The following is a 20,867-nucleotide window of genomic DNA, read 5'->3' on the forward strand; positions in this document are numbered from 1 at the left end:
GACTAAAAAAAAAGAGGCCCGAAGGCCCCTTCTTTGTTCCGGCAGTGGGGACGCTTACGCGTCCGGCGCTGCCTTGGCCGTCGGCTCACTGTTTTCGTAGATATACAGTGGCTTGGACTTGCCTTCAATCACGCTTTCATCGATGACGACTTTGCTCACTTCAGACTGCGAAGGAATTTCGTACATCGTGTCGAGCAGCACACCTTCGAGAATCGAACGCAGGCCACGGGCACCGGTTTTACGCTCCAGAGCACGCTTGGCGACCGATTTCAGCGCGTCGGTCCGGAACTCCAGATCTACGCCTTCCATCTCGAACAGCTTGGCATACTGCTTGGTCAGAGCATTTTTCGGCTCTGTGAGAATCTGCATCAGCGCAGCCTCGTCGAGCTCGTCCAGCGTCGCGAGGACCGGCAGACGACCGACGAATTCCGGGATCAGACCGAACTTGACCAGATCGTCAGGCTCGACTTCACGCAGGGATTCACCGACTTTCTTGCCTTCTTCCTTGCTGCGCACTTCTGCGTTGAAGCCGATGCCGCCCTTGGTGGAACGGTTTTGAATAACCTTTTCCAGACCGGAGAACGCACCACCGCAGATGAACAGGATGTTACGGGTGTCGACCTGCAGGAACTCCTGCTGCGGATGCTTGCGGCCACCTTGCGGCGGAACGGAAGCGACCGTGCCTTCGATCAACTTGAGCAAGGCCTGCTGCACGCCTTCACCAGACACATCGCGGGTGATCGACGGATTGTCGGACTTGCGGGAAATCTTGTCGATTTCGTCGATGTAGACAATGCCCATCTGGGCCTTTTCCACGTCGTAATCGCACTTTTGCAGCAGTTTCTGAATGATGTTCTCGACATCTTCACCTACGTAACCGGCCTCGGTGAGGGTGGTTGCGTCGGCGATGGTGAACGGAACGTTCAGCAGGCGGGCCAGTGTTTCGGCCAGCAGGGTTTTACCGGAGCCTGTCGGGCCGATCAGCAGGATGTTGCTCTTGCCGAGTTCGACGTCGTCAGCCTTCTTGTCACGCTGGTTCAGACGCTTGTAGTGGTTGTACACCGCTACGGCCAGAACCTTTTTCGCACGCTCCTGACCGATTACATACTGGTCAAGGATGCCGCTGATTTCTTTAGGCGAAGGCAATTTATGCGCGCTGCTTTCGGCCTGTGCTTCCTGCACCTCCTCGCGGATGATGTCATTGCACAGGTCGACGCACTCGTCGCAGATAAAGACCGAGGGGCCGGCAATCAATTTGCGCACTTCATGCTGGCTTTTGCCACAGAAGGAGCAATAGAGCAGCTTGCCGTTGTCCTCGCCGTTGCGGGTGTCAGTCATTCGTTCGATCCAAATCCGATAGGCTTGCAACACAAGATGAAGGCTATTGCGGGCTTTTTCAAGCCCGCAGGTGGTCGGACCTGCCGACCCACCTTATTTTGAGCTGCTTATTTTACGCAGGACGCTGGTTGATCACTTCGTCGATCAGACCATATTCCTTCGCAGCTTCTGCACTCATGAAGTTGTCGCGGTTGGTGTCGCGCTCGATTTCTTCAAGCGTACGACCGCTGTGCTTGGCCATCAGCGTGTTCAGGCGCTCGCGGATGAAGAGGATTTCCTTGGCATGGATTTCGATGTCCGATGCCTGGCCCTGGAAACCACCCAGTGGCTGGTGAATCATCACGCGCGAGTTCGGCAGGCAGAAACGCTTGCCGGGGGCGCCGGCGGTCAGCAGGAATGCACCCATGCTGCACGCCTGACCAATGCAGGTCGTCGATACGTTTGGCTTGATGAACTGCATGGTGTCGTAGATCGACATGCCCGCCGTCACCGAACCGCCCGGGGAGTTGATGTAAAGATGGATGTCCTTGTCCGGGTTTTCCGCTTCAAGGAACAGCAATTGCGCACAGATCAGGTTGGCCATGTAGTCCTCTACAGGACCCACCAGAAAAATGACGCGCTCCTTCAGAAGGCGCGAGTAGATGTCATAGGCGCGTTCGCCACGAGCAGATTGCTCGACAACCATCGGGACCAGGCCGCCTGCGGCCTGGATATCAGAGTTCTGCTGAATATACGAATTACGGAACATGCTCTGCAGTCACTCCCAAATAGTTATGTCTTGAATACGCATAAGCCAGCTCGAAGGCTGGCTTATGTGTGTACTTTCTAACGCAAAAACAATCAGTCGGCTTTTGGAGCTTCTACCGGCTTGACCGCTTCTTCGTAAGAGACCGATTTGTCGGTCACGCTAGCTTTCTGCAGAACAGTATCCACAACTTGTTCTTCCAGCACAACCGAACGGACTTCGTTCAGTTGCTGCTCGTTCTTGTAGTACCAGGACACAACCTGCTCAGGCTCCTGGTAGGCCGAGGCCATTTCCTGAATCATTTCACGAACGCGAGCTTCGTCAGGCTTCAGGTCGAACTGCTTGACCACTTCAGCCACGATCAGGCCCAGCACTACGCGGCGCTTGGCTTGTTCTTCGAACAGCTCGGCCGGCAGTTGGTCAGGCTTGATGTTGCCACCGAACTGCTGAACGGCCTGCACGCGCAGACGATCAACCTCGTTGGACAGCAGCGCCTTCGGTACTTCGATCGGGTTGGTGGCCAGCAGACCGTCCATGACCTGATTCTTGACCTTGGACTTGATGGCCTGACGCAGTTCACGCTCCATGTTCTTGCGAACTTCGGTGCGGAAACCGTCGATGCCGCTTTCCTTGATGCCGAACTGGGCGAAGAATTCTTCGTTCAGCTCAGGCAGCTTAGGCTCGGAAACAGTGTTGACGGTCACGGTGAACTCGGCGGTTTTGCCCGCCAGGTCCAGGTTCTGATAGTCCTCTGGGAATGTCAGGTTCAGAACGCGCTCTTCGCCAGCCTTGGCGCCCACCAGGCCTTCTTCGAAGCCCGGGATCATGCGACCGGAACCCAGTACCAACTGAGTGCCTTTGGCCGAGCCGCCAGCGAACGCTTCGCCGTCAACCTTGCCAACGAAATCGATGTTCAGCTGATCTTCGTTCTGGGCAGCGCGATCGGCCACTTCGAAACGGGTGTTCTGCTTGCGCAGGATGTCCAGCATCTTGTCCAGATCAGCGTCAGCCACTTCAGCGCTCAGGCGCTCGACAGTAATGCCGTCGAAGCCGGCAACGGTGAACTCAGGGAACACTTCGAATACGGCTACGTATTCCAGGTCCTTGCCGGCTTCCAGCGACTTTGGCTCGATCGAAGGCGAACCGGCAGGGTTCAGCTTCTGCTCAACCACAGCTTCGTAGAAGGAGGACTGGATGACATCACCAACAGCTTCCTGACGAGCGTCAGCACCGAAACGGCGCTTGATTTCGCTCATTGGCACTTTGCCTGGACGGAAGCCAGCAATCTTGGCCTTTTGGGCAGTCTGCTGCAGACGCTTGTTGACCTGGCTCTCAATGCGCTCAGCCGGCACGGTGACGCTCATGCGGCGCTCAAGAGCAGTAGTATTTTCAACAGAAACTTGCATGGATATTCCTCGTTGCACAGACGTTAGCCGGCCGTTTCCGACCCCAGAATCAAGGGCATGCATTCTAGTGGGTCAAACTCAAGAAGTCACCCTACTGAAAACGGGTAAAAAAACAGCAGGCCATTTATAGGTGTGAATGCAGCCATGCACTCCACCCCGAAGACGAATAAGGATCTTTGCGCCAAGGCTCTGCTGCAACCGCTTCTATATATAGAAGAGACTGCGAGCCATCTCCCTGACGGCCGATCCGCGAACATCGCCGGTGGTCGGCACACCCGCCGCAAACCTCAAGACAGGACGAAACGCCCTGCCCTTGCGACCCGAAACCTTGTGCAACCCAACCACAAGCCGTAAAACAAAAAAGGCGCCAGACTGTTAAATCTGGCGCCTTTCGAAATATGGGGTGGACGATGGGGATCGAACCCACGACAACGGGAGTCACAATCCCGTGCTCTACCAACTGAGCTACGCCCACCATATTGCGTCACAAAAAAGCCATTCAACTTCTTTGCTGAACTTCATCAGGCCTGCGGCATGAATGAAGCTTTGATTGGTGCGGATGAAGAGACTCGAACTCTTACGCCTCGCGGCGCTGGAACCTAAATCCAGTGTGTCTACCAATTCCACCACATCCGCGGATGAAGCTTTTTAAAGCAAAGGCGCCAGACTGTTACATCTGGCGCCTTTCGAAATATGGGGTGGACGATGGGGATCGAACCCACGACAACGGGAGTCACAATCCCGTGCTCTACCAACTGAGCTACGCCCACCATATCGCGTTACTTGTGCCAAAGCTGCCTAATGGCGCACCCGGCAGGACTCGAACCTGCGACCATCCGCTTAGAAGGCGGATGCTCTATCCAGCTGAGCTACGGGCGCCTTATTAATCTGTACTCTTGGAGGACTACAAACTAAATGCTTTCCAGCCTCGCAGAACGCTAATTCCGCTGGACCTTCTTAACCAGTGCTAGGCTGTGCCCGACAAGTGCGACGAATAGTATAGAGCGCTCCCAAGGTCGTCAAATCCTTTTTGAAAAAAATTCATTTAATTAAAGGAGTTAGGGGAATTTGCTGACCAAGCGCCTTTGCCCTCACCGTCTGACATGCGAGAATGCGTTCTCTTTTTTTCCCCTCTCGATGGTTAATCACGCGCAATGACTGCACAACTAATCGACGGCAAATCGATCGCCGCCAGCCTGCGCCAGCAGATCGCCCAACGAGTTGCCGAGCGTCGCCAGCAAGGCCTGCGCACTCCCGGCCTCGCGGTGATCCTGGTCGGCAGCGATCCTGCCTCTCAGGTTTATGTCTCGCACAAGCGTAAAGACTGTGAAGAGGTCGGCTTCCTCTCTCAAGCCTACGACCTGCCTACCGAAACCACTCAAGAAGCGCTGACCGATCTGATCGATCGCCTCAACGACGACCCGGCGATCGACGGCGTACTGCTGCAATTGCCGCTGCCCGAGCACCTGGACGCTTCCAAACTGCTGGAACGCATCCGCCCGGACAAAGACGTCGACGGCTTCCATCCTTATAACGTCGGCCGCCTCGCCCAGCGCATCCCGCTGCTGCGTCCGTGCACCCCGAAGGGCATCATGACCCTGCTGGAAAGCACCGGCGTGGATCTTTACGGTCTGGACGCCGTGGTGGTTGGCGCGTCCAACATCGTCGGGCGTCCGATGGCGATGGAACTGCTGCTCGCCGGTTGCACCGTAACCGTCACGCACCGCTTCACCAAGGATCTGGCCGGCCACGTCGGCCGCGCCGATCTGGTGGTCGTGGCCGCCGGCAAGCCGGGCCTGGTCAAAGGCGAGTGGATCAAGGAAGGCGCGATCGTCATCGACGTCGGCATCAACCGTCAGGACGACGGCAAACTGGTCGGTGACGTGGTGTATGAAACCGCCCTGCCCCGCGCCGGCTGGATCACGCCGGTGCCAGGCGGCGTCGGTCCGATGACCCGCGCCTGCCTGCTGGAAAACACCCTCTACGCAGCAGAAACCCTGCACGCCTGAAGCGTTTTTCCGCGATAAAAGAACCCCGCCTTGTGCGGGGTTTTTCGTATCCGAGAAAAAACACTAACCGTTCGCCGGAAACCCCTCTTTTTACAGGCCTTTTCACGAGATTTTCAGGTCATTCAAACAACCATCGACAGATCTTCAGCCATACTCCTAAAATGCGACGTTTTGAAGAAATAACCCGTTACAAACTAACGGAATATCCAACTTTTTTATGAGTTCACCCGCGTGAAAATTCGTCTTTCGATCCTGAGCCTGATATTTGCTGTTTCAGGCACATTCATCACGCCAACCGTCAACGCCGCTGAAACCACCGCCGCGCCACGAGACGCCTCGCAACTGAAGATTGCCTCCGGCAGCGCCCTGCTCATGGATCTGCAGACCAACAAAGTCATCTATTCCAGCAACCCGGACGTGATCGTGCCGATCGCCTCGGTGAGCAAGCTGATGACCGGGCTGGTGGTGGTTGAAGCGCACCAGAACATGGATGAATGGATCGACGTCGACATCAGCCACACGCCGGAAATGAAAGGCGTGTTCTCCCGAGTCAAACTGAAGAGCGAACTGCCACGGCGCGAGATGCTGCTGATCGCTTTGATGTCCTCGGAAAACCGCGCTGCCGCCAGCCTGGCCCACCACTATCCGGGTGGCTATGCCGCATTTATCGCCGCGATGAACGCCAAGGCCAAAGCCTTGGGCATGACCAATACCCACTACGTGGAACCCACCGGTTTGTCGGAGCGCAACGTCTCCACCGCCCGCGACCTGAGCAAGCTGCTGGTGGCCGCGAGCAAGCACCCGATTCTCAGCGAGCTGACCACCACCAAGGAAAAAACCGTGGCGTTCCGCAAACCCAATTACACCCTGGGTTTCCGCAATACCGATCACCTGGTGAACAAGGCTGACTGGGACATCAAGATCACCAAGACCGGCTTCACCAATCCGGCCGGGCATTGCCTGGTATTGGTCACACGGATGGGCAACCGCCCGGTGGCACTGGTGATTCTCGATGCCTTCGGCAAGTACACGCATTTCGCCGATGCCAGCCGCATCCGCAGTTGGGTGGAAACCGGCCGCAGCGCCAACGTTCCCGCCGTCGCCCAGCAATACAAGGCCGAGAAAAACCTCAAGAGTCGCCAGAGCGGCGTGGTCGAAGCGTCGAAGTAAGGGATACCTGTGGCGAGGGGATTTATCCCCGATGGACTGCGCAGCAGGCCTCACAAAAAAGGCCGCTTACGCGACCCTCGGGGATAAATCCCCTCACCACAAGTCTGTGCCCCAGTGATGTGAATCAATCATTGGGCAGCGGCATTTTATCGTCATCGGGAATGCCATCACCGGCACTCGGCTCGCGATCATGACCAGGGGTCAGCACAGTCGGCCGAGCCAACGGGTCCCGCAGCGGGCTGTCCGGGTCCAGAACTGGATCCACCTCTTCCTCGGGCGTGGTCGGCACGCTGTCCGGATGTTTGTCATCGAAGCTGGAATCGGTACTCATACGCACCTCACTTCAGGGTTTCAGATCAGCCAAAGGATCATAAGGCTTGGCCGGGCGCTTACTGTCTTCGCCCGACTCCACGTCTTTCGGCGCCTTGGCCGGGCCGACAGGGTCGACCTGTGGATCGTCGAGCTCCGGGGAATCCGGATCGAAGCCCAGATCATTGCCGGACGAATGCTCGCTCGAGTGTGGGCCTTTCGGGGATGGGGAATCTGCCATGCTCGCCTCCTGAATCACCCGTTCATTCGGGTTCTATCGGTAGGAGGCCTGCCGGGCGTGAGGGTGCCCGGCAGATGACGAACGGACTTATTGCGCGGCCAAGGCCTTTCTCGCCTGCGCCGCTTCACGCTCCTGCCCGGCCTGCGCCAGTGCATCGGCGGCCTTGAGCCAGCGTTGACGATCGACCTCGGCGGGAATCTGCGACGGCTTCTGGATCAGCACCGCCCAGCCACCGGATTTTTCCAGCGCCGATTCGAAGGAGCTGAAACTCATCAACTCGCGACGATTCATGCCGGCGCGCAACAGCACTTTCTGTTTCAAACGATCGTAGCCGGAAAGAATCGCGTAACGCGGTTCAGACCAGAACGCCGAACCCTCGCTGAAGCGCACCATCACCGGATAACCGGCCGCGACCTGGGTCAGCAAGGCTGGCAGGTTGCTGTCCAGCGGATAGACCACCATGCCGTATTCGCGCGCAAGGTTCTGCAGGTTCTGCTGCAACTGATCCTGCGCGCCCGGCAGATGCAACGGTTTCTCCAGCAGGCCCGGGGTGATCACGATGCCCTGCTGCGATAACAGGCTGGCCAGCACTTGCGGGCCACTCTGGTTGGCTTCACCCCGATAGAACGTACCGCTGAGCTCGACCCGCTCCGGCAGGCGCTTGACCTGCGGCGCGACACTGCCCGCACACCCCGCCAACACGGCCGCGCAGCCGGCCACCAGCAACGCCCCTCGCAATCGCATCAATACCCGCACCATCGTCACTCTCTGATCAGCGCCGGTCATCGTGTTCCGGCAACGCCTGCGATCATAGGGCGGCGCACGCCTGCGGTATAGCCTTAAACCGCAGACCGGGCGTTTGCATAGAGCGAACTGATTGGTCATCAACGACCTTTGGTCAATAGCCTGAAACACCGCGTTGACTAGACTGTCACTGAAACAGAGCGAATTGAAAAAGAGGATGCCCGACGCAGGGCAGAGAGGAGGCACTGATGAGCCTGACCATGACCATTGTAATGTTGATCGCCGGCTGGCTGGCCGTGGCCACCGCCATGCTGTGGGGCGTGCTGCGCATTGCGCGGCGCCACCATCATCCTGTCGAGTCGGTACCGACTCAACGGCAGGAAAAACACCACGCCCGCCCTGCGGCAGCGCACTGACAGATCGCTTCACGCAATACCCTGTAGGAGCTGCCGCAGGCTGCGATCTTTTGACTTTCAAGATCAAAAGATCAAGATCAAAAGATCGCAGCCTGCGGCAGCTCCTACATAAAGCGAAAGCGCCCATCAAGCAAAAAGGCCCGCTGAACTCCAGGAGTCCAGCGGGCCTTTTTATTTGTTGCGGTTTACACCTGCTGCGCCAGCTTCTTCTGCTTCGCCCGACGCGACAGCATGTTCAGCACTTCAATCGCTGCCGAGAAAGCCATCGCCGCGTACACATAACCTTTCGGTACGTGGGCGCCGAAGCCCTCGGCGATCAGCGTCATGCCGATCATGATCAGGAAGCCCAGAGCCAGCATTACCACCGTCGGGTTGTCATTGATGAACTTGGCCAGCGGCTCGGCCGCAAACAGCATCACCAGCACCGAAACCACCACCGCGATCACCATGATCGGCAAGTGCTCGGTCATGCCCACTGCAGTAATGATACTGTCGATGGAGAACACCATGTCCAGCATCAGGATCTGACCAATCGCCGCAGCAAAACCCAGGGTCACGGTGGATGTCGCGGTTTTCGGGTCTTCCGGCGCCGGGTCCATGCTGTGATGAATTTCGGTCGTGGCCTTCCACACCAGGAACAGACCACCGGCAATCAGGATCATGTCCTTCCAGGAGAACGCCTGGCCCATGATTTCAAACACCGGGGTGGTCAACTGCACGATAAAGGCGATGGTGCTCAACAGGGCCAGACGCAGGATCAGCGCCATGCCGATACCGATGCGCCGAGCCTTCTGCCGATGCTGCACCGGCAGCTTGTTGGTCAGGATCGAAATAAAGATCAGGTTATCGATGCCCAGCACGATCTCCATCACCACCAGTGTGGCCAAAGCAACCCAGGCGGCGGGGCTGGCGACGAGTTCTAACAGATATTCCATGAGTCAGTCCTGATTCTTGTCAGACGGTTTAGATGGCTTTGGAGGAAGATTCGGATGTTTCCGCGTCTTTTTCCGGTGCTGGTTTTTTCTCGATCAGGCCGCCAGTGGCGTCACTGAGCGCCTGTTCCGCAGCTTTATGCGTATCGTCGATGGCCTGCTTGGCGCTTTCGGCGGCCTTGCCCATCAACTGCTGAGCGCTTTTCTCAGCCTGGTCGCAACCGGCCATAAGCAGTAAAGATCCAATCATCAGTGCTGGAAATGTGTATTTCATGAGGCTCCCCTTCGCATGAGCAGACCGGGTCACAGACCACGTGTCGATGGATGGGCATTCTAGGGAGGCAGACACTTCAGGAAAATTCGTATTTTTAGCGGCTATACTTCGGTTTTTACGAATCAATACATGTAGGAGCTGCCGCAGGCTGCGATCTTTTGATCTTGTTCTTAAAAGCCAAAAGATCGTCCGATCGCGGCCCGAGCCTTCGGCAGCTCCTACAGGTGAGGGGGGGGTCATCAATGCTCAATTACCGACAACTGCATTACTTCTGGGTGGTCGCCAAGACCGGCAGCATCGTGCGCGCCTGCGAACAGCTGAACCTCACACCGCAGACCATCAGCGGGCAGATCTCGCTGCTCGAACAAACCTATGGCATCGAACTGTTTCAGCGCGTCGGTCGGCAACTTGAGTTGACCGAAGCCGGGCGCCAAGCCCTGCCCTACGCCGAGCAAATGTTCCAGCTGGGCGGCGAGCTGGAGCTGATGCTGCGCGCCCAGCCCAATGAACAGCAGATCCTGTTTCGCGTCGGCGTGGCGGACGTGGTACCGAAATCCATCGTTTATCGTCTGATTGCGCCGACCATGGAGCTCAACGAGCCGCTACGCATCACCTGCCGCGAAGACAAACTCGAACGACTGCTGGCAGATCTGGCGATCCAGCGTCTGGACCTGGTGATTTCCGACAGCCCGATGCCGTCGCACCTCGATATCAAGGGCTACAGCCAGAAGCTTGGGGAATGCGGGATCAGTTTTTTCGCCACCGCACAGTTGGCGGCGCAATACGGGCAGGATTTTCCGCGCAGTCTCAACGGTGCGCCGCTGTTGATTCCCGGCGCGGAAACCGTGGTTCGCAGCCGTCTGCAGCGCTGGTTCGCCGAGCAGCAGATCCAGCCGAAAATCGTTGGAGAATTCGATGACAGCGCCTTGATGCAGGCGTTTGGCCAATCCGGCAGCGGGATTTTCATCGGCCCGAGCGTGATTGCCGATGAAGTCAGACGCCAGTACGGCGTCGAGGTGATTGGCCAGACCGATGCGGTGAGCGAGTCGTTCTATGCCATTTCCGTGGAGCGCAAGGTCAAGCACCCCGGCATCGTTGCGATTACCGAAGGTGCCCGACGCGAGTTGTTTACCGCGTTATGAGGCCTGGGCGCAGGCTTCCCGCGGCTTGAGCGTCATCAGCACCATGGCAAGGAACACCGACAACAGAATGAAGCCGGCGGCTGCGAAACCGACAAAGCCGAGACCGGCATTGTCGATGACACGACCGCCGACCATCGCGCCCAGACCGATACCGAGATTGGCCCCGGCGATGTTCAGCGAGGCGGCAAACGCTGGCGCTTCCGGCGCAGCCTTCATCAGGCGCACATGGCTGACCAGAAACAGCGCCGCCTGAGTCACACCCCAGATGCCCATCGCCACCGCCAGACCCAGCGGTGAATGAATGTTCGGCACCAGCGAAACCATGCCGGCAATCATGAATGCGCAGAACAGCACCGAAGCGCCCAACGGGTGACGATCCACCGCACGGCCGCCCAGCGAGTTGCCGATCAAGCCGACCGCGCCAAAGGCCATCAGGCACCAGCCAACCACGGTGCCGTTGAATCCGGCCAGACGCTCAAGGATGTCGGCCAGATAGGTGTAGGCGGTGAACATGCCGCTGAACACCATAACCGACAACAGCACATGGCCGAGCATCAGCGGGCTGCGCAGGATCTTGAATTGCGAGGCGAAGCTGACCTGATGCTGGTGCAGGCTGGTTTTCGGCAGGTACACAAACAGCAGCAAGGCCTTGGCAAATGCGATCAACGCCAGAATCGCGAATGCACTGCGCCAGCCGAACGCATCGGAAATCAGCGTACCCACCGGAATGCCGAACACCGTGGCGCAGACGATGCCGAAGCCGATCTTGGCAATGGCACGGCCGGCGTGGTCCGGGCCGACGATGTCCACCGCCGTTTCACTGGCCAGCGCCCAGAACACTGGCAGGCCCAGCGCCGGGATCAAGCGGGCGATGGCCATGACCCAGATGTTCGGTGCCAGCGCGGCAACCGTATTGGCCAGGCCGAACATGATCAGGATGCTGATGAACAGCTTGCGCCGCTCGAAGCGGGCGAAATAGGCGGTCAAGAATGGGCCGAACAGCGCCACCGTGAAAGCGAATAGAGTCACCAGCAGACCGGCCTGCGGGATGGTTACCGCGAGGTCGCGGGCAATCGCCGGCAGCAGGCCGACGATGACGAACTCGGTGGTCAGCACCGTGAATCCGGCGGCGGACAACAGAAGGATGGGCAACAGCATGAGCACTCCAGCAAAAACGACGACACCAGCGATGACCGGAAGGCCCGCTGGCAACTATTAAAATGAGGATGGCGAATCTTAACAGAGTGTGTCGGCGCTGAGTTGCACAAACCTGCCGACTGGCCGATCAATCCGGTGGCAGATCGTCACAGGCCTGAAGGATAAGGCCTACGCTGTGATAAAGTCCGCGCCCTGAAAAATGTACCCCTGTTCAGCGCCTGCTTGACCGCGTTGAAGCGTCAACCCTTTCGGTTCGTGCCGGTGACCTGCCCCCGATGTATCTCCGGTTTCACGCAACCTTGCACCCTATAAAAAGACAGAGATGCCGTTATGACCGTTTCATCCCCTTCTCTCTTGCAACGTCTGAAAAACCTCAGCCTGGTCGCGCAGATCCTGATCGGCCTGATCGCCGGTATCGCCCTGGCGATGTTCGCGCCGGAAGCGGCGAAAGGCACCGCGTTCATCGGCAAAGTGTTCGTCTCGGCGCTGAAAGCCGTGGCACCGATTCTGGTGTTCGTGCTGGTGATGGCCTCGATTGCCAACCACAAGCACGGTCAGGAAACCCATATCCGGCCGATTCTGTTCCTGTATCTGCTGGGCACTTTCGCTGCGGCGGTGGTAGCGGTGATCGCCAGCATGGCCTTCCCCTCGCATCTGGTGCTGTCCACCGAAAACGTCGCCGTGACGGCGCCGGGCGGGATTGGTGAAGTGTTGCAAAGTCTGTTGCTGAGCGTGGTGGACAATCCGGTGAAGGCGCTGATCGACGCCAACTTCATCGGCATTCTGGCCTGGGCGATCGGCATGGGCGTCGCCATTCGTCACGCCGGGGACACCACCCGTGAAGTGCTGGGCGACCTGTCCAACGGTGTGACCTTGATCGTGCGCGTAGTAATCCGCTTCGCCCCGCTGGGCATTTTCGGTCTGGTGGCTTCGACCCTCGCCACTTCCGGTTTCGGCGCGCTGATCGGTTACGCGCACCTGCTGGCCGTATTGCTCGGTTGCATGCTGTTCGTGGCGCTGGTGATGAACCCGCTGATCGTGTTCTGGAAACTGCGTCGCAACCCGTACCCGCTGACCCTCAAGTGCCTGCGCGAAAGCGGGATCACCGCGTTCTTCACCCGCAGTTCGGCGGCGAACATTCCGGTCAATCTGGAACTGAGCAAGCGCCTGGGCCTGCACGAAGACACCTATTCGGTATCGATCCCACTGGGCGCGACCATCAACATGGCCGGCGCGGCGATCACCATCACCGTACTGACCCTGGCCGCCGTGCACACCCTGGGGATTGCCGTGGATATTCCGACCGCGATCCTGCTCAGCGTGGTCGCGGCGATCTGCGCCTGTGGCGCTTCTGGCGTGGCCGGCGGTTCGCTGCTGCTGATCCCGCTGGCGTGCAGCCTGTTCGGCATCCCGAGCGAGATTGCCATGCAGGTGGTGGCGGTAGGTTTCATCATTGGTGTGTTGCAGGACTCGGCGGAAACCGCGCTGAACTCGTCCACCGACGTGCTGTTTACCGCAGCGGCATGCCTGGGTGAGGAAGCGAAAGCCCAACGCACCGCTTGAAGATCAAAAGATCGCAGCCTGCGGCAGCTCCTACATTTGGAATGCGTTTCGCTGTAGGAGCTGCCGCAGGCTGCGATCTTGTGATTCACCCAACAAAAAGCCCGCCAAGGCGCACACCTTGGCGGGCTTTTTTGTTGCCGGGCGTTTTAGTACGCGCCCATGTAATCGCGCTTGCCCACTTCAATACCGTTATGACGCAACAGCGCGTAGGCGGTGGTGACGTGGAAGAAGAACTGCGGCAGACCGTAGCTCAGCAGGTAAGCCTGGCCACTGAAGCGCTTCTCTTTCGGCGTGCCCGGACGGGTGACGATCTCGATGCCTTCCTTGCCGTTGATCTGCTCCGGCTTGATCTCGCCGATGTAGGCCAGCACCTTGGCGATCAGTGCCTGCAGCTCGGCGAAAGTGGTTTCGCTGTCGTCGTATTTCGGGATTTCGACTTCGGCCAGACGCGAAGAAACGCCCTTGGCGAAGTCGACGGCGATCTGCACCTGACGCACCAGCGGAAACATGTCCGGGAACAGGCGCGCCTGCAGGAAGGCGTTCGGGTCGATGTTTTTTTCGGTGGCGTGGGCTTCAGCCTTTTTCAGGACATCGCTCAGCGCGTTGAGCATTTGTTGAAAAACCGGGATGGATGCGGCGTACAGGGAAATGGTCATGGCAGTCTCGTGTGGTGGCTGGGTGGAACGTGGAGGCGATTATAGCCATGCTTGATGACCACGCGGCTTGCCTTTTATTGGCCAGGGATTAGGCTAGGCGCCTTGGACAGCAGAGGGAACGCGCGATGACCACCGAACTTGAAAACATCACCGACGAACCACGGCTCAACGCCACGGAAATCCGCATTCTGGGTTCGCTGATCGAAAAACAGGCCACCAGCCCGGAAACCTATCCGCTGACCCTCAACGCGCTGGTGCTGGCCTGCAACCAGAAAACCAGCCGCGAGCCGGTGATGAACCTGACCCAGGGCCAAGTCGGCCAGAGCCTGCGGGCGCTGGAAAGCCAGGGTTACGCGAAACTGGTGATGGGCAGCCGCGCCGACCGCTGGGAGCACAAGCTCGACAAGGCGCTGGAGCTGGTGCCGGCCCAGGTGATTCTCACCGGTTTGATGTTTTTGCGCGGCCCGCAGACCGTCAATGAGCTGCTGACCCGCAGCGGGCGCATGCATGATTTTGAAGATGCCGAGCAAGTCATGCATCAGCTTGAGCGTCTGATCGCACGCGGGCTGGCGGTATTGATTCCGCGTCAGGCCGGTCAGCGTGAAGACCGCTACACCCATGCGCTGGGCGATCCGGCGGACATCGAGGCGATTCTGGCGGCACGACAGAATCCCGGGGAACGTGCCAGCGGCGGTGTTTCGGTTGAACGCATTGAAGAGCTGGAGGCGCGGATTGCCGCGCTGGAAGAACGCCTGGCCCGCCTCGAATAATCACTACATACCCCTGTGGGAGCGGGCTTGCTCGCGAAGAGGCCGTGTCAGTTGGATCATCGTTAACTGACACACCGCATTCGCGAGCAAGCCCGCTCCCACAGGTTCTGCGCCAAGGCGCAGATCTCGATTTATTCACCCTCCCAGTAATCCACCCCATCCGCCAGCCGCGCTACCGCAACAAAGCCCGACGCCTTGCCGTCGGCATCGACCTTGAAGTTGTCCATCACCGCATATTTATTCGAATCCGGGTACTCGCAGATGTCCGGCTGCTGCTGAGTGCTGACCGCCAGATAACGCAGCTCGGCGGCGCTGGTGTTGATGATCTGATGCGCCGTTTCCGGGCCGCCGGGTGGGCAGGCAATCACATCGCCCGCGCGGATCGGAAAGCGTTCGGCACCGAGCCGCACCTCGCCCTCGCCAGCCACCACATAAAACATCTCTTCGTTGACCCGATGACTGTGAAACGGACTGCCGCGCATGCCCGGCGGCAATGCGTAAAGACGGTAACCCAGTTTCTGCGCGCCCAACTGCTGACCAATGCGCGCCATGCTTTGCTGATAGCGGCCAGCGGTTTCGCCTTCGGGGGCGAAGGCCGGGGGAAGCGGTTCGAGTTCGACCTGGTGCAGGTTGAGGATCGGCGGATGCATGGAGGGGCCTCGATCAGGTTTTTATGAGGGGCAAGTCTTTGCTTGCTGAGGACGTAGTATAGGCAGCAGGCTAATCGAGCTGAATTCATCGCTGGCAAGCCAGCTCCCACAGGGACCGAAGTTGCTAACTTAATCGTGGTCCAACTTAATACCTGTGGGAGCTGGCTTGCCAGCGATGGAGCCAACTCATTCACTGCATCTTCTGATGCTTTAACTCCGGGCGAAATTCACCGCCGCCGCAAACTGCTCTTCACTCGGCCGCACGCCGGTGTACAACACGAACTGCTCCAGCGCCTGGATCGCAATCACCTCCAGCCCGGTAATCACCTGTTTGCCCTCGGCCCGGCCGCGCACGATCAGCGGCGTTTCCGACGGGATCGCCACTACATCGAACACGATATCCGCAGCCTTGATAACCTCAGGCTCGAACGCCAATTGCCCGGCCTCGGGACCGCCGTCCATGCCCACCGGTGTGACGTTGACCAGCATCTGCGGGCGTTCTTCACCCAGTTCCGCCTGCCAGCGATAGCTCAGCGAATTCGCCAGGGCCCGGCCTGCGCGCTCGTTGCGCGCGACGATCAGACCATTTTTGTAGCCACCATCGCGCAGGGCACTGGCCACCGCCTTGGCCATGCCGCCGCTGCCGCGCAGGGCGAACGTGGTGTCTTGCGGCACCGCGTGGGTCCGCAGCAACTGCGCGATGGCGATGTAGTCGGTGTTGTAGGCCTTGAGATGGCCGTCGGTATTGACGATGGTGTTGATCGACTGGATGGCCGCCGCCGACGCATCCAGCTCATCGACCAGCGCGATGCACGCTTCCTTGAACGGCATCGACACGCCGCAACCGCGAATCCCCAAGGCGCGAATCCCGCCCACCGCCCCCGGCAAGTCCTCACTGCTGAACGCCTTGTAATAGAAATTCAGGCCCAATTGCTCATACAAATGGTTATGAAAACGCAGACCGAAATTCCCCGGGCGCCCCGACAGGGACATGCACAGTTGGGTGTCTTTGTTGGGATTCATCTGCATGAAACTTCTCCTTCAAACGGACTTTCGGATGGACGGAGTTAGCCATTCCATCGGGTTCTGAACGATCATTGGCGCCTGTCTGCAACGGGTCGCGCGCCCCTTTGCCCCCTCGGTAAGGAAGCCGGTACAGACCTTACACAAAATTTACCCAGCGCCTGTGCTGATTTTCAGAATTTCACTGTCATAGCAGTATCCCCGCGACAACTGTGGGCCTGGTGCAGGCCCGGACGCCGGGTCGAAGAACCGAGGAATTATCATGATTCGTAAACTCCCCATCGTGGCCTTGTTGATTGGTGCATGCGCTATCACAGGTCAGGCAGAAGCCCACGGCGGTGGCTGGCAGGGTCCGGCGGTATTTGGTGCGATCGTCGGCTCGGCCATCATCGGCTCGGCATTGATCAACCAGGACCGTCCGGTCTACGTGCAACAGCCGGTTTACGCTCAACCGGCACCGGTGTACGTGCAACAGCCGCCGCCACCGGTCTACTACCAGCCGGCGCCAGTCTATGTGCAACAGCCGGTTTACGTGCCGGGCCCGGTCTACTACGGTCCACCGCGCGGTTACTATGGCCGGCCACACGGCTACTACGGTGGCCCGCGCTGGTAACACCCTCTGTAGGAGCTGCCGCAGGCTGCGATCTTTTGATTTTTGAAAGCAAGATCAAAAGATCGTCCGATCGCGGCCCGAGCCTGCGGCAGCTCCTACAGGGATCGTAGTCAGACGCGGAATGCCAGCAGATTCTCTCCCTGCTGCCGACCTGCAAAACGAAGCCCCGCTTTTTAAAGCGGGGCTTTTTTATGACCGTCGGTCGGGCAACGTCTGAAAATATCGGCTGGAGGTCGCTGTCGGGACAGTTTGAGCGGCTAAAGTCGGCATGATGGATTCGACCGTCGCGGACAACACGCAGAACGGTCATCTTTTTGTCATGACGGAACCGCACTCTGAATCCGTCCGTAAAAAACAGGTTGATAACAACAAGGACGACTCCATGCCTACACAGAATCCACACCGCATCGTTGGCCTGTGCACCTCCAGCAAGGTGTACAGCGCGCTGACCGAACTCAAGCACCTGGAAGGCCACCGCTGCGCCAAGTTTCTTTCGCTGCTGGCGGAGAATCTGGTGCACAAGGGCCTGCTCAACGAGCACGAAGTGGTGCACATGCTCGATCAGGTTGTCGACTGAATCAGTCCTCAGCGTTATCAATGTCCACTATCGAGAGCGTTGATTGTTCCTGAGCGCGATGAATCTCTAAGGTAGCTCCATAGATTGATGGAGGTACTTGTCATGGCTCAGGTTCAAATCATGTCGGTTATCGGCAGCGCGGTTCCCGCTTCACTCAGAGCGTCAGGCTTGCTCGCCTGCTGGTATCTGATGCGCGACGGCGAGCCGATCAGCGGCCCGCTCACATCCTTGCCGGCAGCCCAGGCGCTGTCGCAGAAAATCGTCAGCGCCGCGTTCCACGCTTAAGGCAACTGGACTTTCGGCTTGGTCTCGACGAACAGCGCCCAACTGGACATGAACAGCGCCGCGATCAGCGGCCCGATCACGAAGCCGTTGAGGCCGAACACCGCGAGACCGCCGAGGGTCGAGATCAGGATCATGTAGTCCGGCATGCGCGTGTCCTTGCCCACCAGAATCGGGCGCAGCAGGTTATCCACCAGGCCGATCACAAACACCCCGAACAACGCCAACACCACGCCCTGCCAGATCATCCCGCTGAGCAGGAAATACAGCGCCACTGGCGCCCAGACAATTCCCGCGCCCACCGCCGGCAACAGCGACAGAAAGCCCATCAGCACCGCCCACAGCAACGCGCTGGGGATGTCGAGAAACCAGAAAATAACCCCGCCCAAAGCGCCCTGAGTGACCGCCACCACCAGGTTGCCCTTCACCGTTGCGCGCACCACGCGGTTGAACTTCAACTGCAGACGGCGCTTGTGATTCTCCTCCAGCGGCACGGCAGTGCGCACCTTGCGCACCAGTTCGGCGCCATCGCGCAGAAAGAAAAACAGCAGATACAGCATGATGCCGAAGCTGACCACGAACTCGAACGTGCCCTGGCCGAAGCTGAACGCCTGACTGGCCAGCACCTGGCTGCCCTGCATCGACGCCTTGACGATTTTCTCGCGCAAGCCGTTGAGTTCGCCGAGGCCGAAGCGGTCGAGCAAATGCTGAAAATACGGTGGCAGGCTGTGCTTGAACTGCGCCAGATATGCGCCGATGTCCAGCTGCCCGCTTTCAATGCGGGTGTACACCGCCGCGCCTTCCTGAACCAGCAGCACGCTGAGAATGATCACCGGCAAAATCGCGATGACCAGGCAAATGCCCAGGGTGCATAACGACGTGAGGTTGCGGCGCCAGCCGAATTTCTGCTGCAACCGGCGTTGCATCGGCGCAAACAGGATGCCGAGGATCACCGCCCAGAACACCGCACCGTAGAACGGCAGCAGAATCCAGATGAAAGCGACCGTCACCAATACCAACAGCACGGTGAGGGATTTGAATTGCAGGGTTTTCTCGTTCATGTCCGATCCATGTCAGTCAGGCGTCTCGCACGCCTCGAACCTTAGTCCGCCGCCGCGCGCGCGAGTGCCATCTTTGTTCATGGAGCATAGTTGCCGATCGGCAATCGCCGTCAGCGCGCAGGTCAGCGCTGCACACGCAAAGATAGATCCAGATCAATAAACCGCCCTCACAGCTGCACTACCCTGCCGCGCTTTTGCGACTGATGCCGCCATGATCCCTGACCTTCCCCTCGCCGCGCCGGAGCTGCTCGCCCCCGCCGGCACCCTGAAGAACATGCGCTACGCCTTCGCCTACGGCGCCGATGCGGTGTATGCCGGACAACCGCGCTACAGCCTGCGGGTGCGCAACAACGAGTTCGACCACGCCAACCTCGCGCTCGGCATTCGCGAAGCGCAGGCGCAGGGCAAGCGTTTCTATGTGGTGGTCAACATCGCCCCGCACAACGCCAAGCTGAAAACCTTCCTCAAGGACCTGGCACCGGTGATCGAGATGGCGCCGGACGCGCTGATCATGTCCGACCCGGGCCTGATCATGCTGGTGCGTCGCCACTTCCCGCAGATGCCGATTCACCTGTCGGTGCAGGCCAATACGGTCAATTGGGCGAGCGTCGAGTTCTGGCAGCAACAAGGGCTGAGCCGGATCATCCTTTCGCGAGAGCTGTCGCTGGAGGAAATCGGCGAAATCCGCGAGCAGGTACCGGGCATGGAGCTGGAAGTGTTCGTGCATGGCGCGCTGTGCATGGCCTATTCCGGGCGCTGCCTGCTGTCCGGGTACATGAACAAACGTGACGCCAATCAGGGCACCTGCACCAACGCTTGCCGCTGGAAATATTCGGCGCAGCCAGCCACGGAAAACCAGCTCGGCGAGATCGTGCAGACCTTCCAGCCGGAGCCGACGCTGGGCATCGGCGCGCCGACCGATCAGCTATTTCTGCTGCAGGAAGCCAATCGCCCGGATGAATTGATGCCGGCATTCGAAGACGAGCACGGCACCTACATCATGAACGCCAAGGACCTGCGCGCGGTGCAGCACGTCGAACGCCTGACCCGCATGGGCGTGCATTCGCTGAAGATCGAAGGCCGCACCAAGTCGCACTTCTATTGCGCACGCACCACCCAGGTCTACCGCCGCGCAATCGACGACGCCGTGGCCGGGCGCGAATTCGATCGCAGCCTGATGAACGATCTGGAATCACTGGCGCAACGCGGCTACACCGAAGGTTTCCTGCGCCGGCATGTGCATGACGAATACCAGAACTATCAGAACGGCAGCTCGGTCTCGGAGCGCCAGCAATTCGTCGGCGAGCTGACCGGCGAACGCCGCGACCGTCTGGCCGAGGTCAAGGTGAAGAACCGTTTTGCGTTGGGCGATCATCTGGAACTGATGACGCCCAAGGGCAACTTTCACTTCGATCTGCAGCAGTTGCAGAGTGCCAAAGGTGAAGCGATCGAAGTGGCGCCGGGGGACGGGCACACGGTGTACCTGCCGATTCCGGACGCGGTGGATCTGCGCTTCGGCTTATTGATGCGCGACCTGACGAGCTGAATCCTTCACAGCTGCCGCAGGACCCTGTAGGAGCTGTCGAGTGAAACGAGGCTGCGATCTTTTGATCTTCAGCAGCAGAATCAAAAGATCGCAGCGTGCCGCAGCTCCTACAGGATGGTCCTCAGCCCCGAATACAAAATCCGCCGACACCACCGCCCACTGTGGGAGCTGTCGAGTGAAACGAGGCTGCGATCTTTTGATTTTCAACAGCAGAATCAAAAGATCGCAGCGTGCCGCAGCTT

The 20,867-nt window shown here is 58.9% G+C and carries 23 protein-coding genes and 4 tRNA genes; 10 read left to right on the forward strand and 17 right to left on the reverse strand.

The window, feature by feature from the left end:
- Window positions 1-54: 54 nt before the first annotated feature.
- From clpX to ACXR0M_RS09510, 7 genes are all read right to left on the reverse strand, one after another.
- Entirely contained in the window at window positions 55-1,338 is a 1,284-nt protein-coding gene (clpX, locus tag ACXR0M_RS09480; RefSeq protein ID WP_003223632.1) for an ATP-dependent Clp protease ATP-binding subunit ClpX, read from the reverse strand.
- 112 nt (window positions 1,339-1,450) lie between these two features.
- Complete coding sequence (clpP, locus tag ACXR0M_RS09485) at window positions 1,451-2,086, reverse strand: ATP-dependent Clp endopeptidase proteolytic subunit ClpP (RefSeq protein ID WP_007951559.1); 636 nt, start codon at window positions 2,084-2,086, stop codon at window positions 1,451-1,453.
- A 92-nt stretch (window positions 2,087-2,178) separates the two neighbouring features.
- The gene (gene tig, locus ACXR0M_RS09490) at window positions 2,179-3,489 is read right to left on the reverse strand and encodes a trigger factor (protein WP_027614582.1); all 1,311 of its coding nucleotides are present in this window, start codon (window positions 3,487-3,489) and stop codon (window positions 2,179-2,181) included.
- Window positions 3,490-3,888: 399 nt separating this feature from the next.
- Window positions 3,889-3,964: transfer RNA gene (locus ACXR0M_RS09495), tRNA-His, on the reverse strand.
- A 76-nt stretch (window positions 3,965-4,040) separates the two neighbouring features.
- A tRNA-Leu gene (locus ACXR0M_RS09500) sits at window positions 4,041-4,125 on the reverse strand.
- A 58-nt stretch (window positions 4,126-4,183) separates the two neighbouring features.
- Window positions 4,184-4,259, reverse strand: a tRNA-His gene (locus ACXR0M_RS09505).
- A gap of 32 nt (window positions 4,260-4,291) precedes the next feature.
- Window positions 4,292-4,368, reverse strand: a tRNA-Arg gene (locus ACXR0M_RS09510).
- Window positions 4,369-4,643: 275 nt separating this feature from the next.
- On the opposite strand from ACXR0M_RS09510, the gene folD reads away from it, so the two are divergent.
- The gene (folD, locus tag ACXR0M_RS09515; protein ID WP_458831651.1) at window positions 4,644-5,498 is read left to right on the forward strand and encodes a bifunctional methylenetetrahydrofolate dehydrogenase/methenyltetrahydrofolate cyclohydrolase FolD; all 855 of its coding nucleotides are present in this window, start codon (window positions 4,644-4,646) and stop codon (window positions 5,496-5,498) included.
- Between the two features lie 231 nt (window positions 5,499-5,729).
- Window positions 5,730-6,668: a D-alanyl-D-alanine endopeptidase gene (pbpG, locus tag ACXR0M_RS09520; RefSeq protein ID WP_458831652.1), complete on the forward strand. Its 939-nt coding sequence runs from the start codon at window positions 5,730-5,732 to the stop codon at window positions 6,666-6,668.
- Window positions 6,669-6,792: 124 nt separating this feature from the next.
- On the opposite strand, the gene ACXR0M_RS09525 is transcribed toward pbpG, so the two are convergent.
- From ACXR0M_RS09525 to ACXR0M_RS09535, 3 genes are all read right to left on the reverse strand, one after another.
- A complete protein-coding gene (locus ACXR0M_RS09525) occupies window positions 6,793-6,999 on the reverse strand; it encodes a hypothetical protein (protein WP_458831653.1) in 207 nt (68 codons plus the stop codon).
- Window positions 7,000-7,011: 12 nt separating this feature from the next.
- On the reverse strand, window positions 7,012-7,218 hold the full coding sequence (locus ACXR0M_RS09530) for a DUF6021 family protein (RefSeq protein WP_458831654.1): 207 nt from the start codon (window positions 7,216-7,218) through the stop codon (window positions 7,012-7,014).
- A gap of 87 nt (window positions 7,219-7,305) precedes the next feature.
- Window positions 7,306-7,977, reverse strand: coding sequence for a peptidase C39 family protein (locus ACXR0M_RS09535; RefSeq protein WP_458831679.1), 672 nt, complete (start codon window positions 7,975-7,977; stop codon window positions 7,306-7,308).
- A 233-nt stretch (window positions 7,978-8,210) separates the two neighbouring features.
- Here ACXR0M_RS09535 and ACXR0M_RS09540 point away from each other — a divergent pair, with 233 nt between their 5' ends.
- A complete protein-coding gene (locus tag ACXR0M_RS09540) occupies window positions 8,211-8,378 on the forward strand; it encodes a hypothetical protein (RefSeq protein WP_458831655.1) in 168 nt (55 codons plus the stop codon).
- A gap of 185 nt (window positions 8,379-8,563) precedes the next feature.
- Here ACXR0M_RS09540 and ACXR0M_RS09545 read toward each other — a convergent pair whose 3' ends face one another.
- On the reverse strand, window positions 8,564-9,313 hold the full coding sequence (locus ACXR0M_RS09545) for a TerC family protein (protein WP_458831656.1): 750 nt from the start codon (window positions 9,311-9,313) through the stop codon (window positions 8,564-8,566).
- A gap of 28 nt (window positions 9,314-9,341) precedes the next feature.
- The gene (locus tag ACXR0M_RS09550) at window positions 9,342-9,584 is read right to left on the reverse strand and encodes a hypothetical protein (protein WP_458831657.1); all 243 of its coding nucleotides are present in this window, start codon (window positions 9,582-9,584) and stop codon (window positions 9,342-9,344) included.
- 242 nt (window positions 9,585-9,826) lie between these two features.
- Between ACXR0M_RS09550 and nhaR the strand changes: the two genes are divergently transcribed.
- Entirely contained in the window at window positions 9,827-10,726 is a 900-nt protein-coding gene (nhaR, locus tag ACXR0M_RS09555; RefSeq protein ID WP_458831658.1) for a transcriptional activator NhaR, read from the forward strand.
- Here the strand turns inward: nhaR and ACXR0M_RS09560 are convergent.
- Window positions 10,721-11,884, reverse strand: a complete 1,164-nt coding sequence (locus tag ACXR0M_RS09560; RefSeq protein ID WP_458831659.1) for an MFS transporter — start codon at window positions 11,882-11,884, stop codon at window positions 10,721-10,723. The genes nhaR and ACXR0M_RS09560 overlap by 6 nt on opposite strands.
- Window positions 11,885-12,214: 330 nt before the next feature.
- Between ACXR0M_RS09560 and sstT the strand changes: the two genes are divergently transcribed.
- Entirely contained in the window at window positions 12,215-13,447 is a 1,233-nt protein-coding gene (gene sstT, locus ACXR0M_RS09565; RefSeq protein WP_458831660.1) for a serine/threonine transporter SstT, read from the forward strand.
- 146 nt (window positions 13,448-13,593) lie between these two features.
- Here sstT and ACXR0M_RS09570 read toward each other — a convergent pair whose 3' ends face one another.
- Window positions 13,594-14,103 carry a DUF1993 domain-containing protein gene (locus ACXR0M_RS09570; RefSeq protein ID WP_458831661.1) on the reverse strand — a complete coding sequence of 170 codons (510 nt, stop codon included), beginning with the start codon at window positions 14,101-14,103 and terminating at the stop codon, window positions 13,594-13,596.
- Between the two features lie 125 nt (window positions 14,104-14,228).
- On the opposite strand from ACXR0M_RS09570, the gene ACXR0M_RS09575 reads away from it, so the two are divergent.
- Window positions 14,229-14,873, forward strand: coding sequence for a YceH family protein (locus ACXR0M_RS09575; RefSeq protein ID WP_458831662.1), 645 nt, complete (start codon window positions 14,229-14,231; stop codon window positions 14,871-14,873).
- A 131-nt stretch (window positions 14,874-15,004) separates the two neighbouring features.
- On the opposite strand, the gene ACXR0M_RS09580 is transcribed toward ACXR0M_RS09575, so the two are convergent.
- Together ACXR0M_RS09580 and ACXR0M_RS09585 are read right to left on the reverse strand one after the other, a co-directional pair.
- A complete protein-coding gene (locus ACXR0M_RS09580; protein ID WP_458831663.1) occupies window positions 15,005-15,523 on the reverse strand; it encodes a cupin domain-containing protein in 519 nt (172 codons plus the stop codon).
- A 210-nt stretch (window positions 15,524-15,733) separates the two neighbouring features.
- A complete protein-coding gene (locus tag ACXR0M_RS09585; protein WP_458831664.1) occupies window positions 15,734-16,552 on the reverse strand; it encodes a shikimate 5-dehydrogenase in 819 nt (272 codons plus the stop codon).
- A gap of 256 nt (window positions 16,553-16,808) precedes the next feature.
- On the opposite strand from ACXR0M_RS09585, the gene ACXR0M_RS09590 reads away from it, so the two are divergent.
- The 3 genes from ACXR0M_RS09590 to ACXR0M_RS09600 all read left to right on the forward strand — a co-directional run bounded on the left by ACXR0M_RS09590 (window position 16,809) and on the right by ACXR0M_RS09600 (window position 18,021).
- A complete protein-coding gene (locus tag ACXR0M_RS09590) occupies window positions 16,809-17,159 on the forward strand; it encodes a hypothetical protein (RefSeq protein WP_458831665.1) in 351 nt (116 codons plus the stop codon).
- A 382-nt stretch (window positions 17,160-17,541) separates the two neighbouring features.
- Window positions 17,542-17,736: a hypothetical protein gene (locus tag ACXR0M_RS09595; protein ID WP_047597446.1), complete on the forward strand. Its 195-nt coding sequence runs from the start codon at window positions 17,542-17,544 to the stop codon at window positions 17,734-17,736.
- 102 nt (window positions 17,737-17,838) lie between these two features.
- Window positions 17,839-18,021 carry a hypothetical protein gene (locus tag ACXR0M_RS09600; RefSeq protein ID WP_458831666.1) on the forward strand — a complete coding sequence of 61 codons (183 nt, stop codon included), beginning with the start codon at window positions 17,839-17,841 and terminating at the stop codon, window positions 18,019-18,021.
- On the opposite strand, the gene ACXR0M_RS09605 is transcribed toward ACXR0M_RS09600, so the two are convergent.
- The gene (locus ACXR0M_RS09605; protein ID WP_458831667.1) at window positions 18,018-19,079 is read right to left on the reverse strand and encodes an AI-2E family transporter; all 1,062 of its coding nucleotides are present in this window, start codon (window positions 19,077-19,079) and stop codon (window positions 18,018-18,020) included. The genes ACXR0M_RS09600 and ACXR0M_RS09605 overlap by 4 nt on opposite strands.
- Before the next feature lie 211 nt (window positions 19,080-19,290).
- Here ACXR0M_RS09605 and trhP point away from each other — a divergent pair, with 211 nt between their 5' ends.
- Window positions 19,291-20,625: a prephenate-dependent tRNA uridine(34) hydroxylase TrhP gene (gene trhP / locus ACXR0M_RS09610; protein WP_458831668.1), complete on the forward strand. Its 1,335-nt coding sequence runs from the start codon at window positions 19,291-19,293 to the stop codon at window positions 20,623-20,625.
- Window positions 20,626-20,867 lie beyond the last annotated feature (242 nt).

The sequence above is a fragment of the Pseudomonas sp. Eth.TT006 genome (genome assembly GCF_054456575.1).

What these genes read in the sequence shown, in the direction of transcription:
- ACXR0M_RS09585 (WP_458831664.1), bottom strand. Translation starts at nt 16,552, where the DNA reads ATGCAGATGAATCCCAACAAAGACACCCAACTGTGCATGTCCCTGTCG.
- ACXR0M_RS09600 (WP_458831666.1), top strand. Translation starts at nt 17,839, where the DNA reads ATGGCTCAGGTTCAAATCATGTCGGTTATCGGCAGCGCGGTTCCCGCT.
- ACXR0M_RS09575 (WP_458831662.1), top strand. Translation starts at nt 14,229, where the DNA reads ATGACCACCGAACTTGAAAACATCACCGACGAACCACGGCTCAACGCC.
- ACXR0M_RS09525 (WP_458831653.1), bottom strand. Translation starts at nt 6,999, where the DNA reads ATGAGTACCGATTCCAGCTTCGATGACAAACATCCGGACAGCGTGCCG.
- ACXR0M_RS09545 (WP_458831656.1), bottom strand. Translation starts at nt 9,313, where the DNA reads ATGGAATATCTGTTAGAACTCGTCGCCAGCCCCGCCGCCTGGGTTGCT.
- ACXR0M_RS09590 (WP_458831665.1), top strand. Translation starts at nt 16,809, where the DNA reads ATGATTCGTAAACTCCCCATCGTGGCCTTGTTGATTGGTGCATGCGCT.
- ACXR0M_RS09550 (WP_458831657.1), bottom strand. Translation starts at nt 9,584, where the DNA reads ATGAAATACACATTTCCAGCACTGATGATTGGATCTTTACTGCTTATG.
- ACXR0M_RS09570 (WP_458831661.1), bottom strand. Translation starts at nt 14,103, where the DNA reads ATGACCATTTCCCTGTACGCCGCATCCATCCCGGTTTTTCAACAAATG.
- ACXR0M_RS09580 (WP_458831663.1), bottom strand. Translation starts at nt 15,523, where the DNA reads ATGCATCCGCCGATCCTCAACCTGCACCAGGTCGAACTCGAACCGCTT.
- clpX (WP_003223632.1), bottom strand. Translation starts at nt 1,338, where the DNA reads ATGACTGACACCCGCAACGGCGAGGACAACGGCAAGCTGCTCTATTGC.
- folD (WP_458831651.1), top strand. Translation starts at nt 4,644, where the DNA reads ATGACTGCACAACTAATCGACGGCAAATCGATCGCCGCCAGCCTGCGC.
- nhaR (WP_458831658.1), top strand. Translation starts at nt 9,827, where the DNA reads ATGCTCAATTACCGACAACTGCATTACTTCTGGGTGGTCGCCAAGACC.
- tig (WP_027614582.1), bottom strand. Translation starts at nt 3,489, where the DNA reads ATGCAAGTTTCTGTTGAAAATACTACTGCTCTTGAGCGCCGCATGAGC.
- clpP (WP_007951559.1), bottom strand. Translation starts at nt 2,086, where the DNA reads ATGTTCCGTAATTCGTATATTCAGCAGAACTCTGATATCCAGGCCGCA.
- ACXR0M_RS09535 (WP_458831679.1), bottom strand. Translation starts at nt 7,977, where the DNA reads ATGGTGCGGGTATTGATGCGATTGCGAGGGGCGTTGCTGGTGGCCGGC.
- sstT (WP_458831660.1), top strand. Translation starts at nt 12,215, where the DNA reads ATGACCGTTTCATCCCCTTCTCTCTTGCAACGTCTGAAAAACCTCAGC.
- trhP (WP_458831668.1), top strand. Translation starts at nt 19,291, where the DNA reads ATGATCCCTGACCTTCCCCTCGCCGCGCCGGAGCTGCTCGCCCCCGCC.
- ACXR0M_RS09540 (WP_458831655.1), top strand. Translation starts at nt 8,211, where the DNA reads ATGAGCCTGACCATGACCATTGTAATGTTGATCGCCGGCTGGCTGGCC.
- ACXR0M_RS09595 (WP_047597446.1), top strand. Translation starts at nt 17,542, where the DNA reads ATGCCTACACAGAATCCACACCGCATCGTTGGCCTGTGCACCTCCAGC.
- ACXR0M_RS09560 (WP_458831659.1), bottom strand. Translation starts at nt 11,884, where the DNA reads ATGCTGTTGCCCATCCTTCTGTTGTCCGCCGCCGGATTCACGGTGCTG.
- ACXR0M_RS09530 (WP_458831654.1), bottom strand. Translation starts at nt 7,218, where the DNA reads ATGGCAGATTCCCCATCCCCGAAAGGCCCACACTCGAGCGAGCATTCG.
- ACXR0M_RS09605 (WP_458831667.1), bottom strand. Translation starts at nt 19,079, where the DNA reads ATGAACGAGAAAACCCTGCAATTCAAATCCCTCACCGTGCTGTTGGTA.